Origin of the sequence: Pseudopedobacter beijingensis, assembly GCF_042678145.1 — a bacterium.
Taxonomy (GTDB): domain Bacteria; phylum Bacteroidota; class Bacteroidia; order Sphingobacteriales; family Sphingobacteriaceae; genus Pseudopedobacter; species Pseudopedobacter beijingensis.
The window spans coordinates 118166-135400 of the sequence record NZ_JBHUDG010000050.1 but is presented as its reverse complement, the minus strand read 5'-3'; the positions used below and the strand labels follow the sequence as shown (position 1 = coordinate 135400).

11 protein-coding genes are annotated in these 17235 nt (G+C 35.7%); all 11 read left to right on the top strand.

Features of this window, described 5'->3' with window-relative positions; translation table 11 throughout:
• Window positions 1-9 precede the first annotated feature (9 nt).
• Window positions 10-759, top strand: a complete 750-nt coding sequence (locus tag ACFSAH_RS18130; RefSeq protein ID WP_379664164.1) for a hypothetical protein — start codon at window positions 10-12, stop codon at window positions 757-759.
• Window positions 760-847: 88 nt separating this feature from the next.
• Complete coding sequence (locus tag ACFSAH_RS18125; RefSeq protein ID WP_379664163.1) at window positions 848-2161, top strand: T9SS type A sorting domain-containing protein; 1314 nt, start codon at window positions 848-850, stop codon at window positions 2159-2161.
• Between the two features lie 16 nt (window positions 2162-2177).
• A complete protein-coding gene (locus tag ACFSAH_RS18120; protein WP_379664162.1) occupies window positions 2178-3497 on the top strand; it encodes a T9SS type A sorting domain-containing protein in 1320 nt (439 codons plus the stop codon).
• Between the two features lie 12 nt (window positions 3498-3509).
• On the top strand, window positions 3510-5861 hold the full coding sequence (locus ACFSAH_RS18115) for a glycoside hydrolase family 32 protein (protein ID WP_379664161.1): 2352 nt from the start codon (window positions 3510-3512) through the stop codon (window positions 5859-5861).
• Window positions 5862-5950: 89 nt separating this feature from the next.
• On the top strand, window positions 5951-6808 hold the full coding sequence (locus ACFSAH_RS18110; RefSeq protein ID WP_379664160.1) for a sialate O-acetylesterase: 858 nt from the start codon (window positions 5951-5953) through the stop codon (window positions 6806-6808).
• A gap of 76 nt (window positions 6809-6884) precedes the next feature.
• Window positions 6885-8753, top strand: a complete 1869-nt coding sequence (locus ACFSAH_RS18105) for a beta-N-acetylhexosaminidase (RefSeq protein WP_379664159.1) — start codon at window positions 6885-6887, stop codon at window positions 8751-8753.
• Between the two features lie 14 nt (window positions 8754-8767).
• A complete protein-coding gene (locus tag ACFSAH_RS18100; RefSeq protein WP_379664158.1) occupies window positions 8768-11173 on the top strand; it encodes a T9SS type A sorting domain-containing protein in 2406 nt (801 codons plus the stop codon).
• A 42-nt stretch (window positions 11174-11215) separates the two neighbouring features.
• The gene (locus ACFSAH_RS18095) at window positions 11216-12982 is read left to right on the top strand and encodes an alpha/beta hydrolase (RefSeq protein ID WP_379664157.1); all 1767 of its coding nucleotides are present in this window, start codon (window positions 11216-11218) and stop codon (window positions 12980-12982) included.
• Window positions 12983-13007: 25 nt separating this feature from the next.
• Window positions 13008-14588, top strand: a complete 1581-nt coding sequence (locus tag ACFSAH_RS18090) for a right-handed parallel beta-helix repeat-containing protein (RefSeq protein WP_379664156.1) — start codon at window positions 13008-13010, stop codon at window positions 14586-14588.
• Between the two features lie 250 nt (window positions 14589-14838).
• Window positions 14839-15975, top strand: coding sequence for a dienelactone hydrolase family protein (locus ACFSAH_RS18085; RefSeq protein ID WP_379664155.1), 1137 nt, complete (start codon window positions 14839-14841; stop codon window positions 15973-15975).
• Between the two features lie 47 nt (window positions 15976-16022).
• The gene (gene nagA, locus ACFSAH_RS18080; protein ID WP_379664154.1) at window positions 16023-17231 is read left to right on the top strand and encodes an N-acetylglucosamine-6-phosphate deacetylase; all 1209 of its coding nucleotides are present in this window, start codon (window positions 16023-16025) and stop codon (window positions 17229-17231) included.
• Window positions 17232-17235: the final 4 nt, after the last annotated feature.

The following is a 17235-nucleotide window of genomic DNA, read 5'->3' as shown; positions in this document are numbered from 1 at the left end:
ATAACTTTTATGAGATCTATTTTTTCTAAGAAAAGTGCGTTGGCGCTTGTGTTAACATCAGGTTTAACAAGTTTTGTGTATGCTCAGACAATACGACCCGATGCACTCGAACCTATTGAAATAAAAGAAAATGCAGCATATGTCCAAAACTTTGATGGGGTAAGAGATGGGAAATATCCGTCAGGTTGGGGAGCTTGGAATGTAGGTGCTATACAGCAAGGACATCAACAAAACAACAATCCCCGTGTTAGAGAAGCTCCTGAAAAAGAGAATATGCTTAAACTATTTATGTCTGGCAGTGCAGCTACTACAGTAGCTTCAGTATATACTTTTAACAAACGATTGGGATTTAAAAATGGTCGTTCTTCAGATGTAGGGATTTATGCGTCATTTAATACTTCGTCTGTTCCTGCTTCTAAAAAGATAAAAGTGACGTTTGATGCATTGGTTATGCGTAACCTATATGGTGCTGCAGGAGGTAATCTTATCAATGCGCTGGCTTTGCAATACAGAATAGGAAGCACAGGTGACTTCAAAACAATTGATGAAGCTATCCAAAATAATGCAACTATAAGAGAGACCGGAGGAATACCAGCCGTACAAAAAACAGTTTCCTTTATTTTACCAGATGAATGTGCAGGAAAACCAGTTATTCAGCTACGTTGGATTACTAAGCATATATCCGGTGCAATTCCAGAAGATACAGCAAGTCTACCAAGCTTTGCTATAGACAACTTTGTCGCAGAAGTACAAAAATAACTGCTTATAAAATTAAGTTATAGAGGCAAGGTTTTTAACCAGCCTTGCTTCTATATTGTTTTTATTGTTGAACCTAAAAAGATAAATTATGACAACTAATTTACTAAAAAAGAGTGTTTTATCATTTGTGTTGATAATAGGTGCCGCAAGCTTTGTGAGTTCGCAAACAATCAGACCAACTTCTCTTTCTCCTATAGAAATAACGGAAGAGGAACCTTACGTACAGAATTTTAATGGGATAACTGGGACAAGCGGAACTGATATATATCCCTCTGGGTGGGGGGTATGGAATATAGGTGCCGTTCAACAAGGAGGATTACCTAATCCTCGTATTATAGAGAGCCCGACGACTAATAGTATTGCTAAACTTAATATAGGGGGATCGGCAGCTACAACAACAGCCTCTGTCTATACTTTTGGTCAGAGATTAGGTTTTAAAAATGGTACCAGCTCAGATTTTGCTATTTATGCAGCTTTAAGCACTACATCTGTGCCTACAGGGAAAAGCGTTAAAATCTCTTTTGATGCAATGGTGATACGCAATTTATATGATGGTACTACCAACGATTTTATGTTGGCTTTAGCACTTCAATACAGAATTGGCGACACAGGAGATTTTATAAATATTGATGAGACAATAAAAAACGGTACCAATCAACAGACATCAGGATCAATTCCGGCAAATCAGCAAACGGTTTCTTTTGTTTTACCTGCCGAGTGTAGCGGTAAAGCTATTGTTCATTTAAGATGGATCACAAAACATATCTCAGGAACACGTCCTGATCCTTCAGATAATATGCCCAGCTTTGCTATTGATAATTTTATAGCTGAAGTAGTTACAACCGCACCTGTAGATTTAAAGTATTTTAAAGGGGAAGTAGAAAACAATACAGTGCGTTTAAACTGGGTTACGTTATCAGAAACCACTAATAGCCATTTTGAGGTATTATACTCAAAAGATGGTAAATCGTTTGATTTTTTGGAAAGAATAGAAGGTAAAGGTACCTCCGGTCAGGTAAATAACTATGCTATTTACCATAACCAACCTGTAACCGGGATAAATTATTATAAACTTATTCAGTATGACAAAGATGGAGCGGCCCAAGAGAAAGGCTTAATCGCTGTAAGCTTTGGCCTGGTTTCTTCTTCTAAAGATTTAATCTTATACCCAAACCCAGCTTATAACGAGTTGAATATAAAATTAGAAGATGTAAAAGGAGGAACTTTCAATATTCAGGTTTACGATATTTCAGGAAGAAAAGTATACAGTCAGCAATATTTATTAGATAAAGGAAGCAATACATTAACACTTGCTTTAAGAGAGAAAATATCCGCAGGGCAGTACATTATAAAAGTAGAGGGTAACGGTAGCAGTAAAACTGGGAAATTACAGTTAAGATAATATAATACTGAAATGTATGAAAAGTAATTTGCTGAAAAAGAGTTTTTTATCCTTTACGTTAATGATGTGTACTGCAACTTTTGTGAGTTCGCAAACCAGACCCACTTCTCTTGTGCCTATAAAAATAAAAGAGGAGGAATCTTATGTTCAGAGTTTTGATGAAATAATTGAATCAACACCTAATGCAGGTGGAATATATCCTTCCGGTTGGGGTGCATGGAATGTTGTCGCATCCGCAGTAATGGGAGGAACAAATCCTCGTGTTATCGAGATAAATATAAAGGATTACGATATTGCTAAACTTAATATGGGAGGAGGGGCTAACACTACTTTTGCTTCTGTTTATACCTTTGATAAGGCTATAGGTTTTAAAAATGGTAATCAAACAGATTACGGAATATATACAGCTCTTAATACTGAGGAGGTATCAAATAATCGGAGAGTTAAAGTTTCGTTTGATGCAATGGTTATTCGTAACCTTTTAGGAGGTGATGGCGGAGACCTTATATTGGCTTTGGCATTACAATATAGAGTAGGTGATACAGGTAATTTTATTAATATAGGGGAAACTATAAGAAATGGGGAAATACAGCGGAATTTGGGAATAATTCCGGCTAGTCAGCAAACGTTTTCTTTTGTTTTACCTGCAGAGTGTAGTGGTAATTCGATTGTTCATTTAAGATGGATAACTAAATATATTTCAGGTTCATATCCTTTAAGTTCTAACAATATCCCCAGCTTCGCTATAGATAATTTTATGGCCGAGGTAGTAACAACAACACCTGTAAACTTAAAGTATTTTAAAGGAGAAGTAGAGGCAAATAAAGTGCGTTTAAACTGGCTTACGCTGTCAGAAAGTAATAATAGCCATTTTGAGCTATTCTACTCAAAAAACGGAAAAACATTTAACTTTTTAGAAAGAGTAGAAGGAAATGCTACAACTGCTAATGTAAATACTTATTCTGTTTACCATCAAACACCGCAAGTGGGGGCTAATTATTATAAACTTATTCAGTACGATAGAGATGGTACAGCGCAGGAGAAAGGAATATCCATTGTAAATTTTGGTTTAATTAACTCCTCAAAAGATTTAATAATATATCCAAATCCGGCTTATAATGAGGTTAATATAAAAATAGAGGATCTAAAAGGAGGGCTTTTTAGTATTCAGCTGTATGATGTTTCTGGCAGAAAAGTTTACCATCAAAAACATTCATTAGATAAGGGGAATAATACATTAAGACTTGCTTTAGGTGGTCAAATTCCGGCAGGGCAATATTTTATAAAAGTAGATGGCAATGGCAGCAGCAAGACTGGGAAATTACAAGTAAAATAATATTTAATATGTATGAAAAAAGAATCTATTAAGAAAAGTACTATACCGATTTTATTACTATTTGTAAGTAATTTTCTTTATTCACAAATTAAACCGAATAATTTATCCTCTATAAAGATAATAGAGTCGAAAACCTATCTTCAGAGTTTTGATGAAATAAAGGGTGGAATATATCCTTCCGGTTGGGGTGCATGGAATGTTGTCGCTTCTGCAGTGAAAACAGGAACAAATCCTCGTGTTATCGAAGTAAATATAAAGGATTCTGATATAGCTAAACTTAATATGGGAGGAGGAGCTAATACTACTTTGGCTTCTGTTTATACTTTTAATAAGGCCATTGGTTTTAAAAATGGTAACCAAACAGATTATGGAATCTATACAGCTCTTAATACTGAAGGAATACCAAATAATCGGCGGGTTAATGTTTCTTTTGATGCAATGATTATGCGTAACCTTTTAGGAGGCGATGGTGGAGATCTTATATTGGCTTTGGCATTACAATATAGAATAGGTGATACAGGTAGTTTTATTAACCTAGGAGAAACTATAAGAAATGGTGAGTTTCAGAAAACTTCAGGTAACGAACCTGCTGCTAGTAATCGCTTTAGCTTTGAATTACCGGAAGTATGCAGCAATAAATCTATTGTTCATTTAAGATGGATAACCAAATATATTTCGGGTTCATATCCTGTAAGTTCTAACAACATACCGAGTTTTGCAATTGATAATTTTGAGGTTGTAGTTAAGGCACCTGCTCCAGAAAAGGAACCATCACTTTTAAAAATGAAATTAAAGGACAATTATTTAAATATCCCTGTGTCAATGGCAGGTAATATTAAAAAATTGGATATTAAAATAGGCGGAAAGACTGTTCGTAGTTTCGAAGCTCGATTTACAAATGAAAAACCGGATTACTGGATTTTCACTGATGTTTCACAGTTTAAAGGGAAAGATATAGAGGTGTCATCATCTTCTGTAGATGATAATTTAACGAAAATCTATCAATCTGGAAAAATTGCAGGAATTGATAGTATGTATAAGGAAAAAAATAGACCTCAAGTTCATTATACAAGTATGAGGGGATGGCTTAATGATCCGAATGGATTAGTATACCATGATGGAGAGTATCATTTGTTTTATCAACACTATCCTTATGATACCAGGTGGACTGAAATACATTGGGGACACGCAGTAAGCAAGGATTTAATTCATTGGAGAGAGCTTCCTGTTGCTCTTTATCCAGATGAAGGAGGAATGATTTTTTCTGGTTCAGCCGTAGTGGATAATAATAATACAGCAGGTTTCAATAAAAATAATAAACCATCTATGGTAGTCTTTTATACTAGTTGGAATAGAAAGGATATACAAACACAATGTATGGCTTATAGCTCTGATGATGGACGTACTTGGACGAAATATGATCAAAATCCAATATTGAATTCTGGTGAAAAATTGAATACGGTACAGACCCGCGATCCTAAAGTGTTTTGGCATGAGCCATCAAAAAAATGGGTTATGGTTTTGTATGAAAAAGACGGTCTTTCTATATATAACTCTGGAAATTTAAAAAATTGGAATTACCAAAGTCATATAGCTGGATTTTACGAGTGTCCAGAGCTTTATGAATTACCTGTAGATGGAAATATTAAAAATAAGAAATGGGTTATGTCTGGAGGGTCGGGAGTCTATATGGTAGGAAACTTTGATGGGAAAGTGTTTATTCCGGAATCAGAAAGATTGAATTATGTTAAAGGTACATCTTATGGAGGACAGACATTTAATAATATGGAAGATCCCAATCGTAGGGTTCAAATAAGCTGGGGAAAGGGGATTAATACGAAAGGAAGTCCTTTTAATCAGCAAATGATGTTCCCAACAGAATTGACATTGCGTACAACTAGGAGTGGAGTTCGATTATATAGTTATCCTGTAAAGGAAATAGAAAAATTATATGATCAAAAGCATGTTTATAAGAATATTACTCAGAATGAGGCTAATACGATTTTAAAAAAGTTTAATAATGAGTCACCTTTAAGATTGAAATTTAAACTGGCATCAAGAATAACAACTACACAAGCTGGAACATTTAGTTTAAATGGGCAGGACCTATTAAAAGTTGATTTAAGAAATAGTTTTGTAAATGATGTTTTTTATTCACCGTCTGACCCTACAAGCTTAGAAATAGATGTTGATATCATTATTGATAAAGCTTCTATAGAAACTTTTATTGATGGTGGAGCTTTTTCATTTTATAATCAAAAATTAATGAAAAACGAAGAGGGTTTTCGTTTTCATTCATGGACTGGAGGTTTAGAAATAAAAGACATGTATATATATACATTGAAATCAATCTGGGAAGAATAGCTATATGGTTAATAGGTATAAAACTGTTTAGCGAAGAGATAGTTTACAGTTAAGCTAAGAATATTAAAACCGACGATACATACATTAACATGAACCTAAGATTTATTAAATATACAGTACTGATGCTTATAGGCATTAGTACTGTATCATCAAGTTGCAGCGCTGTTAAAGATAAAGAGGCAACACTTGCTAAAGTTGAAAAAGAAGAGGCACCTACAAAGGGTAAAACGAATGGAATAGATAAAAATTTTCATTTGTATTTACTGGTTGGTCAGTCTAATATGGCTGGCAGAGGTTCGATAGATGAGATAAGCAAACAAACAAATGCTCATATACTGTCCTTGAATAAGGAGGGAAAGTGGGTTGTAGCGCAAGATCCTATACATTTTGACAGGCCAGGCTACGTAGGTGTTGGCCCAGGATTGAGTTTTGCAAATACTTTATTGGGTCTGGAGAATAACAAAAAAATAAAAATAGGATTGATACCCTGTGCCGTTGGAGGATCTGGTATAGAGTCGTGGAGAGAAGGGATTAGGTTTTCAAAAGACTTTCCTGATTATCCTTACGATGATGCCATAAAAAGAGCAGAGATAGCTTTAAAATCAGGTGTTCTTAAAGGTATTTTATGGCATCAGGGAGAAAGTGATACCAATGAAATAAGGAAAGCAAAATATATGGATCGTTTGAAAAAATTGGTTGCCGATTTTCGTAAAGATTTGAATGCTCCTGGAGTTCCATTTGTAGTAGGAGAGTTAGGGTATTACAAAGAAAATTTCAAAGATTTTAATAGTGTTCTTCAGAATGTAGCAAAAGAAATAGAAAATTCTGCATTAGTAACAGCAGAAGGACTTACTCCCATAAGCGATGGAGTGCATTTGGATACCAAATCAGCAAGAGAATTAGGGAAAAGATATGCTGAAGCCATGTACCAACTACGTAAAAAATAAGCTGATACCCCACATGGCTATCTGTATTGTATAAGATAGCTCTATTTGAGAGATATAAATTGAACGTAAATATACTATGATTAAGTTATTTTTTAACAGGGGCATTTTGTGTGTCTTGTTTTTGGGAATAGGGAGTTTTTTTCAAGCCGATATAAAAGCGCAGGAAAATAGAACCGTAAGTATTATTCCTTATCCGGCAGAAGTGAAGGTTTTATCGGGTAGTTATAAACTGAAAGAAAGCGCTGTTTTAGAGACAATAGGTTTTAGTAGTAACAACCTATTAAATTTTTCAAAATCTTTATTAGAGTCAGCAGGAGCTAAGACTGTTGTTTTTAGAAATGGAAATAAAAAAAAGAACGGAAGTTTATTGTTGGCTATTGATAAAAAGATGGATTTACCGACAGAAGGTTATAAGCTTTCTGTAAATCAGACAGGTATTAGTATTACAGCTGCGACGGAACAGGGAATATTCTATGGAATACAAACTTTGATACAGCTGTTTGATCATAATTCGCATGCATTTCCATTTGTAGAAATCAAAGATTATCCCAGATATAGTTACAGAGGGCTACATCTCGATGTGTCCAGACACTTTTTTCCTGTCAATTTTATAAAAGAATATATAGATATACTGTCATTTTATAAACTCAATACCTTTCACTGGCATTTAACAGATGATCAGGGGTGGCGTATCGAAATAAAGAAATATCCTAAACTTACCGAAACCGGAGCTTTTAGGGCACAAACTGTAGTGGGGCATTCCAGAATACCTCCTTTACGTTATGACGGAATAAAATATGGAGGCTATTATACGCAAAAAGAGATTAAAGAAGTAGTGGCTTATGCGGCTTCTAGATATGTAACTGTTATTCCGGAAATTGAGATGCCGGGACACTCTATGGCAGCTCTGGCAGCTTATCCCTATTTAGGATGCGGAGATAATCCAGGTCCATTTAAAACACATGAGACATGGGGAGTCATAAAAGATGTGTACTGTGCTGGAAAAGAAGAAACATTTAATTTTTTAACAGATGTATTGGATGAGGTGATTCCTCTTTTTCCATCGCGTTATATACATATTGGAGGAGACGAATGTCCCAAAGATCGATGGAAAGTTTGTGAGCATTGTCAAAAGCGCATAAAGGACGAAAATTTAAAAGATGAAAATGATCTCCAATCTTATTTTATTACAAGAATAGAGAAACATCTTAATGCTAAAGGAAAATATATAATAGGCTGGGATGAGATATTGGATGGTGGAATTGCACCAAATGCTACTGTAATGAGTTGGAGAGGTACAAAAGGTGGAATAGCAGCAGCAAAAGAAAAGCATGATGTGATTATGACACCACATACCCATTTGTATTTTGATCATAAAGAAAGAAAAGGAGGGGAAGAAACAGTATTACAGGGCGGTTTTCTTCCTTTGGAAAAAGTTTATTCTTATGACCCTACACCTACCGAATTAACAGCCGAAGAACAGAAGTATATAATAGGCGTTCAGGCAAATCTGTGGGCAGAATATACGAAAACACCAGAGAAGGTTTGGTATATGTTGTTCCCAAGAGTATACGCCCTTTCAGAAATAGCATGGACACCATTGGCCAATAAAAACTGGACTGATTTTTCTGAAAACAGAGTGCCAGAACATCTTGCTATAAGAGATAGAGAGGGTAAAAGGTACAATGTTCCCGAACCATTAGGTTTGAAAGAAGGAACAGTGACAGGTGAAAAATTTCTTTTCTCATTGAAAGAACCAGTTAAAGGAGCTAAAATTTATTATACGATAGACGGTTTTACACCTCATGATTTTGATAATGAATATCAAAGCCCTTTTAATGTATGGGTGCCAAAAGGCGAAGAAAGAAAACTAAAGGCAGTTACCATAAGCCCTTCCGGAAAACGAAGTACAGTAGTAACCACGGTCTTAAAAAATAGCGAATAATAGCTGCAGATTAAATGAATAACCAACTTATGAACAATATCCAGAGCAGTTATCCATTTTCTCAGAAAGAGATAAATGATGAAGTTATATCAATAAAAATGAGTGAGGTTTTACATAAAATGCCTAACTATTACAGAATAACAATTTGTTTACTCATTTTATTGAGCAGTGTGAAGATGGTGTTAGGACAGCAACCACTTGTCACTCAAAATGATATTAGATTGTCTATGCAAGAACTGTATATAGCGATGGGACCAGATTATGCAAACTATGAACACCCTCAGGTACATATTCTTTCAAAAATAACCGAAGAAGGGTACGAACGCTGGCATATAAAATATTTAGTAGACGAAAACGAATATTGTTACGCCTATCTGTTGGTTCCTGCTAATATGCAAGAGGGAGCAAAGTTGCCGGTAGTTATATGTCCGCATCCTACTACCGAAATAGGAAAAGATAAAGTTGTAGGCATTTATCCCGGTCCGGCAACAACTATTGCCGAACAAATATCACGGGAAAACAGGATGTACGCATTAGATATAGTAAAGAAAGGATATATAGCCTTTGCGCCTGATAGAGCAGGTTATGGAGAAAGACAGCTTTTACCAGACGGAAATTACGAAGCGCAAACAGCTGCATTTCAGAACTATCTTACAGAAAAACATCCGGGTTTTACTTTAACTGGGAAAAATGTTTATGACCTTAAAATAGGTTTGAATGTACTGGAGTCCTTTGATTTTGTAGATAAAGACAAAATTAGCATACTGGGACATTCTTTAGGTGCTATGGATGCATTGATGCTGATTGCATTTGATTCTCGCATAAAAGCAGCAGTTGTAAATTCGGGTGCCATGATGCGTTTTGAGGATGCGTGGTGGGATAAGAATTCAGATGAACTGGCTACATATCTTAAAAAACCATCCAAAAATGGTATGCTGGATAAACATGTAAATCTGTTTATGATGATGGCAGCACCACGACCTGTTTTGTATCAGGTTTCACCTGCCGATCCATCAAATTGGCAACCAAACCAAATAGAAGCACATAGAAAGATAGATGCTTATTACCGCTCATTAACAGGTAAAACAAAAACAGATTATGACTTTTTTATACATGGACAAGGACATGATTTTAATAAAGTATCCAGAGATTTATCTTGTACATGGCTAGATGAAAAGTTGAAAAACTTAGATGTTGTTGCAGAAGAAGCTATATATAATCCAGAACCTATAGATATATCAGCAGGCTATACACAGCAGTTTGATAGAACAGGAACAGCCTATCCTTTAGGGTGGACTACATGGATGGTACAAACAGCTCGTCAATCAGGGGGGTATCCAGAGTTAAACCCACGTATTAAGCCTGCAGCTGCGAATGCTTCTTCATTAAGTTATGGAAGTGCGTCATCAACAGGTAATTATCCATATAATTTTGCAGGTAAACTAGGGTTTAAAAACGGTACAGGTCATGATTATGCACTTGTAGTAGCTTTAAAAACCAGCTCTGTTCCGCCCGAAGAAAAAGTGAAAATATCTTTTGATGCTATGACTATACGTAACCTGTATGATGGGGTAAATAATAAGTTGGTAATAGCATTGGCTTTACAATACAGAATAGGGACAGAGGGTGATTTTATCAATTTAGGAGAAACAGTTAGAAATGGAGCAATCAAGCAAACGTCAGGTACAAACCCTGTGGGGCTTCAGCGTTTTGATTTTGAGTTACCCTTAGCATGCAGTAATAAGCCAGTAGTACAGTTAAGATGGATTGCAAAGTTTATTTCAGGACCTTATCCAGCTGACTCCAACAATAATCCCAGTTTTGCCATAGATAATTTCAAAGTAGATGCACCTATTAATCCTTTACCAGTTGATTTAACAGGGTTTACAGGAAGCATAGACGGAAATGCTATAAAATTAAATTGGAGTATTTCTTCAGAGAATCCCTATACCCATTTCGAAATTTTTAAATCAGAAGATGGGAAAAACTATAACTTTTTCGAAAGAGTAAACGGAAAGAATACGATTGATAGACCTCAGGATTATTTTATATATGATTATACGCCTTATATAGGACCCAATTATTATAAACTTATTCAATATAATAATGACAGTAAGTCAGAACAAAAAGGAATTGTGTTAATCAATTACAATTTGAATAAGCCTTCCAATACTTTGCTGGTATTTCCTAATCCATCGTATGATATCGTGAATATAGATTTAGGAGAGCTAGATATTAGTGAAGCAAAAATAAGCGTGTATAACACGTCTGGGAAAATGGTCTATAAAAAACAATATACCCTGAAAAAAGAAACTAATACCATCACTCTTGATTTAAAACCAAAATTAGCTGCAGGTCAATATATTATAGAAATACAGGGTACAAACGTAATGAAAACAGCCAAACTACAAGTGTTATAGAAAAACAAAATAATAGGTTAATAGAAAAAGAATAATAGTCAAATGAAATTTAAAATAAGTCATTCTGAATTAAAAATGCTAGGGAACTACTGTGCAATGGTTAGCTTAATGAGTATAATATCTATAACATTAACTTATGCACAAAACAGACCCATTACACAAGATGATATAAGAGCTTCTATGGAGAAGCATCTTTTAAGTATGGGACCGGATTATAATAAATATGCCCATCCCAAAATGGAGGTGATAAAGAAGTTTAAGGAAGATGGTTATGAACGTTGGCATGTAAAGTATCTTGTAGATGAAAATGAATATTGCTACGCATACCTATTAATACCTAATAATATTCCTAAAGGAGTTAAACGACCAGCGGTATTATGCCCGCATCCTACGGCAAATATAGGTAAGGATAGGGTAGTGGGGATTTATCAAGGACCAGCACAATCTCCAGCTGAGGAACAAAGTAGAGCCAATAGGTTGTATGCTGTTGAACTGGCTAAAAAAGGATTTGTGACTTTTGCTCCAGATAGAGCCGCTTACGGAGAAAGACGTTTGGAGAAAGACGGAGGATTTACATTGCAAATGAATGCTTTCCAAAAATATTTATCTGCCAAATATCCAGGTTTTACACTATCAGGAAAGAGTGTATACGATCTTAAAATAGCCTTAAGTATATTAGAAAAATTGGATTTTGTTGATCCAGAAAATATAGGAATTATTGGACATTCTCTAGGCGCCATAGATGCAATTATGCTTGCAGGGTTTGATCAGCGTGTAAAAGCAGCGGTTGTAAATTCGGGCTCTCCAATACGATACGAAGCCGCCTGGTGGGATATGAACTCAAATGAATTGAGAACATATCTACAAAATCCAGATATAAAGGGAGGATTGGATAAACACATGAATTTTTATGTCATGATGGCCGCACCAAGATCAGTACTTTATCAGTATTCAATAGCAGATCCAGCATATTGGGAACCAAATATAGTTGAAGCTCACAGAGCAATTTACAATTATTATAGTTCTATTAGTGGTACCAAAAAAATAGATTATAATGTTTATTTCCATGGTCAAGGGCATGATTTTACTGACGATTCAAGAACATTATCTTACCGTTGGCTAGAAAATAGACTGATGAAAAAGCAGTCTAATCCGGATAAAGAAGTTTTTGTTCCAGCAGCGATTGATATAGCTAATGGATATGCACAGCATTTTGATAATATCGAGAATAGCTATCCAGCAGGTTGGACTATGTCTATGGTAGCCCGGGTAGGACAAACTGGAACAGATCCAAATAAAAATCCACGTACACAAGCTCCTGTAGCCAATGCTCCAAAATTGATGATGGGTACAGCAGCCAGTAAAGGAAACTTTGTTTACAATTTTGGAGGTAAACTAGGCTTTAAAAATGGAAGTAGCAGTGACTATGCACTTTTAGTGTCGTTAAATACCAAATCAGTAAAAACTTCGAAAAGTATAAAGGGCCAATTTGACGCTATGGTAATGCGTAATCTGTATGATGGAACAAATAATACGTTGATAAATGAACTTGTTTTACAGTATAGGATTGGAGAAACAGGAGACTTTATCAACTTAAAAGAAACAATAAGGAATGGCGAAAATAAACAAACAATAGGAATAAAACCAGCTGATATAAAGAATTTCACATTTGAGTTACCTAAAGAATGTAGTAATCAACCAGTAGTTCAACTTAGGTGGATAACAAAATACATATCAGGAAAAGTAGAGCATTCTGATGGCAGACCAAGCTTTGCTGTAGATAATTTTATAATAGAAAAAACACTTTAAAAAGTATAAATTTTAATAAAATATCATGTTAAGAATAAAAATCCCAATCTGTACTATCATACTTAGTATGTGTTTAACAATGGCTTGCAGCAAGCCTGCTCATACAGATAAACAAGATCCTTTAAAGAATAGCCCTTCAGGCAAATATTATGTAGACTCCCAAAGCGGAGATGATAAAAACAATGGTTTTTCAGAAAAAACTCCTTGGAAAACGTTGTATAATGTGAATTTGAGAACATATCAGCCCGGAGATTCTATTTTTCTAAAAAAAGAATCGTCCTGGGAAAGCCGCTTGGTATTAAAGGGCTCTGGCTCTGTGGGTAAACCTATCGTATTAACAGCGTACGGAAAAGGAACTATGCCTCATATTATGGGAAATGGAAAAGTAGACCAGGTTATTTTATTGGAAGAAGTAGACTATTGGGTAGTCAATGGTATAGAGGTGAGTAATAAGGCTACTGAAATAGGCAATAGAATAGGTATTTTAGTTAAGTGTCTTCAGCCGGGATTAAGAAGACATTTCCATATTACCAACTGTTATGTTCATGATGTAATGGGAGACTATTCTATGTTGACAAAAGGAAAAAATACCGGAGGTATAGGTGTAATAGGCGGAGAAGAAACAAAGTTTGACGATATTTTAATAGAAGGTAACGAGATTGGGCATATTAACCGTGTAGGAATATATACTACCATGATGAACCAGGCCAATACTATACAGCTAAATTCGGTTCAGGGGAAACGACCTATAACCAATTTAGTGGTGCGGAAAAATAAAATTCATCATTGTACCGGAGATGGGGCAATTATTCGTGGAGCGCATAAACCAATAATATCTCACAATATTGCCTGGGAAAATCATAACGGGCCGGAAGAGCTTGTAAAAGCAGGTGTTGCATTATGGTGTAGAAGTACAGACGAAGCCCTTTTTGAATATAATGAAGTGTATAATACAAGAGGAAGTATGGATGGACAAGCATTTGATGCAGATTTAGATGCTTATAGGACTATTGTACAATACAACTACAGTCACGGTAATGAAGGTGGATTTTTATTGATGACAGGATCGGCCAACGATGCTATTGTGCGTTATAATGTTAGCGTAAACGATGGGCAAATAGGTAAAAAGCATGTTTTTTATTTTCCTATATGGGTAGCACCACGTGGATCGGGTATTTTTCATAATAATACAGTTATTGTTCCTGAAGGACTTGACGGTGTAGTAGTAAATGAGGCTTTAGAAACCAGTAGATTTTATAATAATATTTTTTACAACAAAGCAGGAAAAGGAAAACTTTTTATTGAATCGAAAAATACAACCGCTCTATTTAAGAATAATGTTTATATAGGATATGGACAAGCTTCAAATATTCCAGATCCTAGTCCGTTTTTAGAAGAACCTTTTATCGTTAATCCATCTAACATACAAATAGGGATGGAAAATATTAAAAATTTCAAATTAAAGAGCACAAGTCCTTATTTAAACAAAGGTATCAATGTAAAAGTATTAGAGCAGGATGCTTATTGGTTACCTGCTGCAGATAAAGACTTGGGAGGAAAAGCATTGCAACCAGGTAAAAGTCCTATGGGAGCATTTTTAGATTAATTGATTATACAGAAATGTATATAATATTCAAAATATGCTAATCTGAGCTCGATGAAATAATTATAGATGTTGAAAAACTAAACTATTCTTAAAATCTATGTGCGTTGTTAAAGAAAAAAGGGACTCTAATATTAAAAGTTCTAATCTAGATGGTGATTTTCTGATTTATTAATACATCAGAAGGCCATTTAGTATGAAATAATTCAAATAGAACTAAGTGTAATTATATAATAAGAGGGGTTTGAAGCAAATGAAATCGAAGACAATAATTTTACTATTACTATTAGGTGTTTTTCCTTTTTTGACTAAAGGGCAGAAGATAGGGAAAGAAGATGTTTGGCATAAAATATCTCCTTTTTTCCTTCCGGATTTCGAATTTCTTGATGTCTATGGTAAATACCGTCCCCTTTTGAGATTTTATAATGGAGATACTGTTGTAACAAAAAAAGATTGGTATAAAAGGAGAACAGAAATTGAATCCCAATGGCATAGAATGATGGGGAAATGGCCGCCATTTATTAAGAAGCAGAAGATGGAAGTGTTGGAAACTACCCAAAGAACAGGGTTTGTTCAGTACCGTATTCGGTTTAATTGGACACCCAATGAAAAAACGATAGCTTATCTACTCGTCCCAGAAGGAAAAGGGAAGCGTCCTGCGGTTATTACCACTTTTTATGAACCAGAATCGGCAATTGGATTGGGTAAATCGAATCGTGATTTCGCCTATCAGTTGACAAAACGAGGGTATGTAACATTGTCTATTGGTACAGCAGAAGCTTCGAAAGCGAAAACGTATTCTATTTATTATCCTTCTATAGAAAAAGCAGAGGTAGAGCCCTTATCGATGCTGGCATATGCGGCGGGAAATGCCTGGTATATATTGTCGGATTTGCCGTATGTTGATAATAAGAAGATAGGGATTATGGGGCATTCTTTCGGGGGGAAATGGGCCATGTTTGCTTCTTGCTTTTTCGATAAGTTTGCTTGTGGGGTATGGTCAGATCCGGGAGTGGTGTTTGATGAAACTAAGGCAGGTGCAGTCAATTATTGGGAGCCCTGGTATCTGGGTTATTATCAGCCTCCATGGAAAAATACATGGAGAAAAAAAGGAAATATAGCAGGAGCTGAGGGGAGCTATCCCCAACTCTTAAGACATGGATACGATTTACATGAAGTTATGGCATTGATGGCGCCACGTCCGTTTCTTGTTTCCGGCGGCTCGTCTGATCCTATTGAGCGATGGGTAGCCCTAAATCATGTTATTCAGGTTAATAAATTATTAGGTTATGAAAATAGGGTGGCCATGACAAACCGTTCCGAACATTCTCCTAACCGAGACTCAAATGAACAAGCATATCTTTTTTTTGATTATTTTTTGAAGAAATAAGATTGCATAAACAACTATTAGATAGAAAAGACAGAATATAAAAAGGAATGAAAATAAAAATAGTTAATGGTAAGATCATTGCTCCTGATGGAATTATAGAAAATGGAACTATTTTGATTAATAACGGTTCCATACTAGAGGTTAGTAGGCGAGATGTTGAAATATCGGAAGATACATGTGTCATAGATGCAGAAGGAAAGTACATTTCACCAGGGTTTATAGATATTCATGTGCATGGTGGTGGAGGGTATGATTTTATGGACGGAACGATAGAGGCGTTCTTAAAGATAGCCGAGACACACGTACAATACGGTACTACAGCTATGAATCCTACTACTTTGACCAGCGAAGTAGACGATTTGTTTAATACATTAGATAATTACAGAGAAGCTAATAAACAGAACACCAAAGGATCACAATTCTTAGGTGTACATCTTGAAGGACCATACTTTGCACTCAGTCAGCGTGGTGCACAAGACCCTCGTTACATTCGCAATCCTGACCCTAAAGAATATAAAAAGATACTCGATTACTCGGATGACATTGTAAGATGGAGTGCAGCGCCTGAGTTGACAGGAGCTATAGAATTTGGACGTTATGTGAAATCGAAGGGAAAAGTGTTGGCACTAGCCCATACCGATGCGATATATGAAGAAGTGTTGGAAGGCTATAATAATGGCTATAGCCTAGCTACCCATTTTTACTCGGCTATGGCAGGAGTAACCAGAAGGAATGCTTTCAGGTATGCCGGAGCAGTAGAGGCCGGTTACCTGATAGATGATATGGATGTAGAGGCAATAGCAGACGGTATACACCTGCCGCCTCCACTATTGAAGCTGATATATAAAATAAAAGGACCAGACAGGATAGCTCTGATTACCGATGCCATGCGAGGAGCAGGCATGCCGGAAGGGGAAAGTATATTAGGGAATATACATACAGGGCTGAAAGTGATCATAGAAGATGGTGTAGCTAAATTACCAGATAGAACAGCATTTGCAGGAAGTGTAGCAACGGCAGACCGTTTGGTAAGAACCATGATAAACCAGGGAGAGGTACCTTTGGTAGATGTTATAAAAATGATAACGCAGACTCCTGCCCGTATCATGGGTGTATCAGATAAAAAAGGTAGCCTAGAAGTAGGTAAGGATGCAGATATAGTGCTATTTGACGATAATATAAATATAGAAATGACCATAGTAAAGGGTGATGTCAAATATCGCTCATCAGTAAAAGAAGATACGCTGGCTATTTAAAAAT

What these genes read in the sequence shown, in the direction of transcription:
- ACFSAH_RS18130 (WP_379664164.1), top strand. Translation starts at nt 10, where the DNA reads ATGAGATCTATTTTTTCTAAGAAAAGTGCGTTGGCGCTTGTGTTAACA.
- ACFSAH_RS18125 (WP_379664163.1), top strand. Translation starts at nt 848, where the DNA reads ATGACAACTAATTTACTAAAAAAGAGTGTTTTATCATTTGTGTTGATA.
- ACFSAH_RS18120 (WP_379664162.1), top strand. Translation starts at nt 2,178, where the DNA reads ATGAAAAGTAATTTGCTGAAAAAGAGTTTTTTATCCTTTACGTTAATG.
- ACFSAH_RS18115 (WP_379664161.1), top strand. Translation starts at nt 3,510, where the DNA reads ATGAAAAAAGAATCTATTAAGAAAAGTACTATACCGATTTTATTACTA.
- ACFSAH_RS18110 (WP_379664160.1), top strand. Translation starts at nt 5,951, where the DNA reads ATGAACCTAAGATTTATTAAATATACAGTACTGATGCTTATAGGCATT.
- ACFSAH_RS18105 (WP_379664159.1), top strand. Translation starts at nt 6,885, where the DNA reads ATGATTAAGTTATTTTTTAACAGGGGCATTTTGTGTGTCTTGTTTTTG.
- ACFSAH_RS18100 (WP_379664158.1), top strand. Translation starts at nt 8,768, where the DNA reads ATGAATAACCAACTTATGAACAATATCCAGAGCAGTTATCCATTTTCT.
- ACFSAH_RS18095 (WP_379664157.1), top strand. Translation starts at nt 11,216, where the DNA reads ATGAAATTTAAAATAAGTCATTCTGAATTAAAAATGCTAGGGAACTAC.
- ACFSAH_RS18090 (WP_379664156.1), top strand. Translation starts at nt 13,008, where the DNA reads ATGTTAAGAATAAAAATCCCAATCTGTACTATCATACTTAGTATGTGT.
- ACFSAH_RS18085 (WP_379664155.1), top strand. Translation starts at nt 14,839, where the DNA reads ATGAAATCGAAGACAATAATTTTACTATTACTATTAGGTGTTTTTCCT.
- nagA (WP_379664154.1), top strand. Translation starts at nt 16,023, where the DNA reads ATGAAAATAAAAATAGTTAATGGTAAGATCATTGCTCCTGATGGAATT.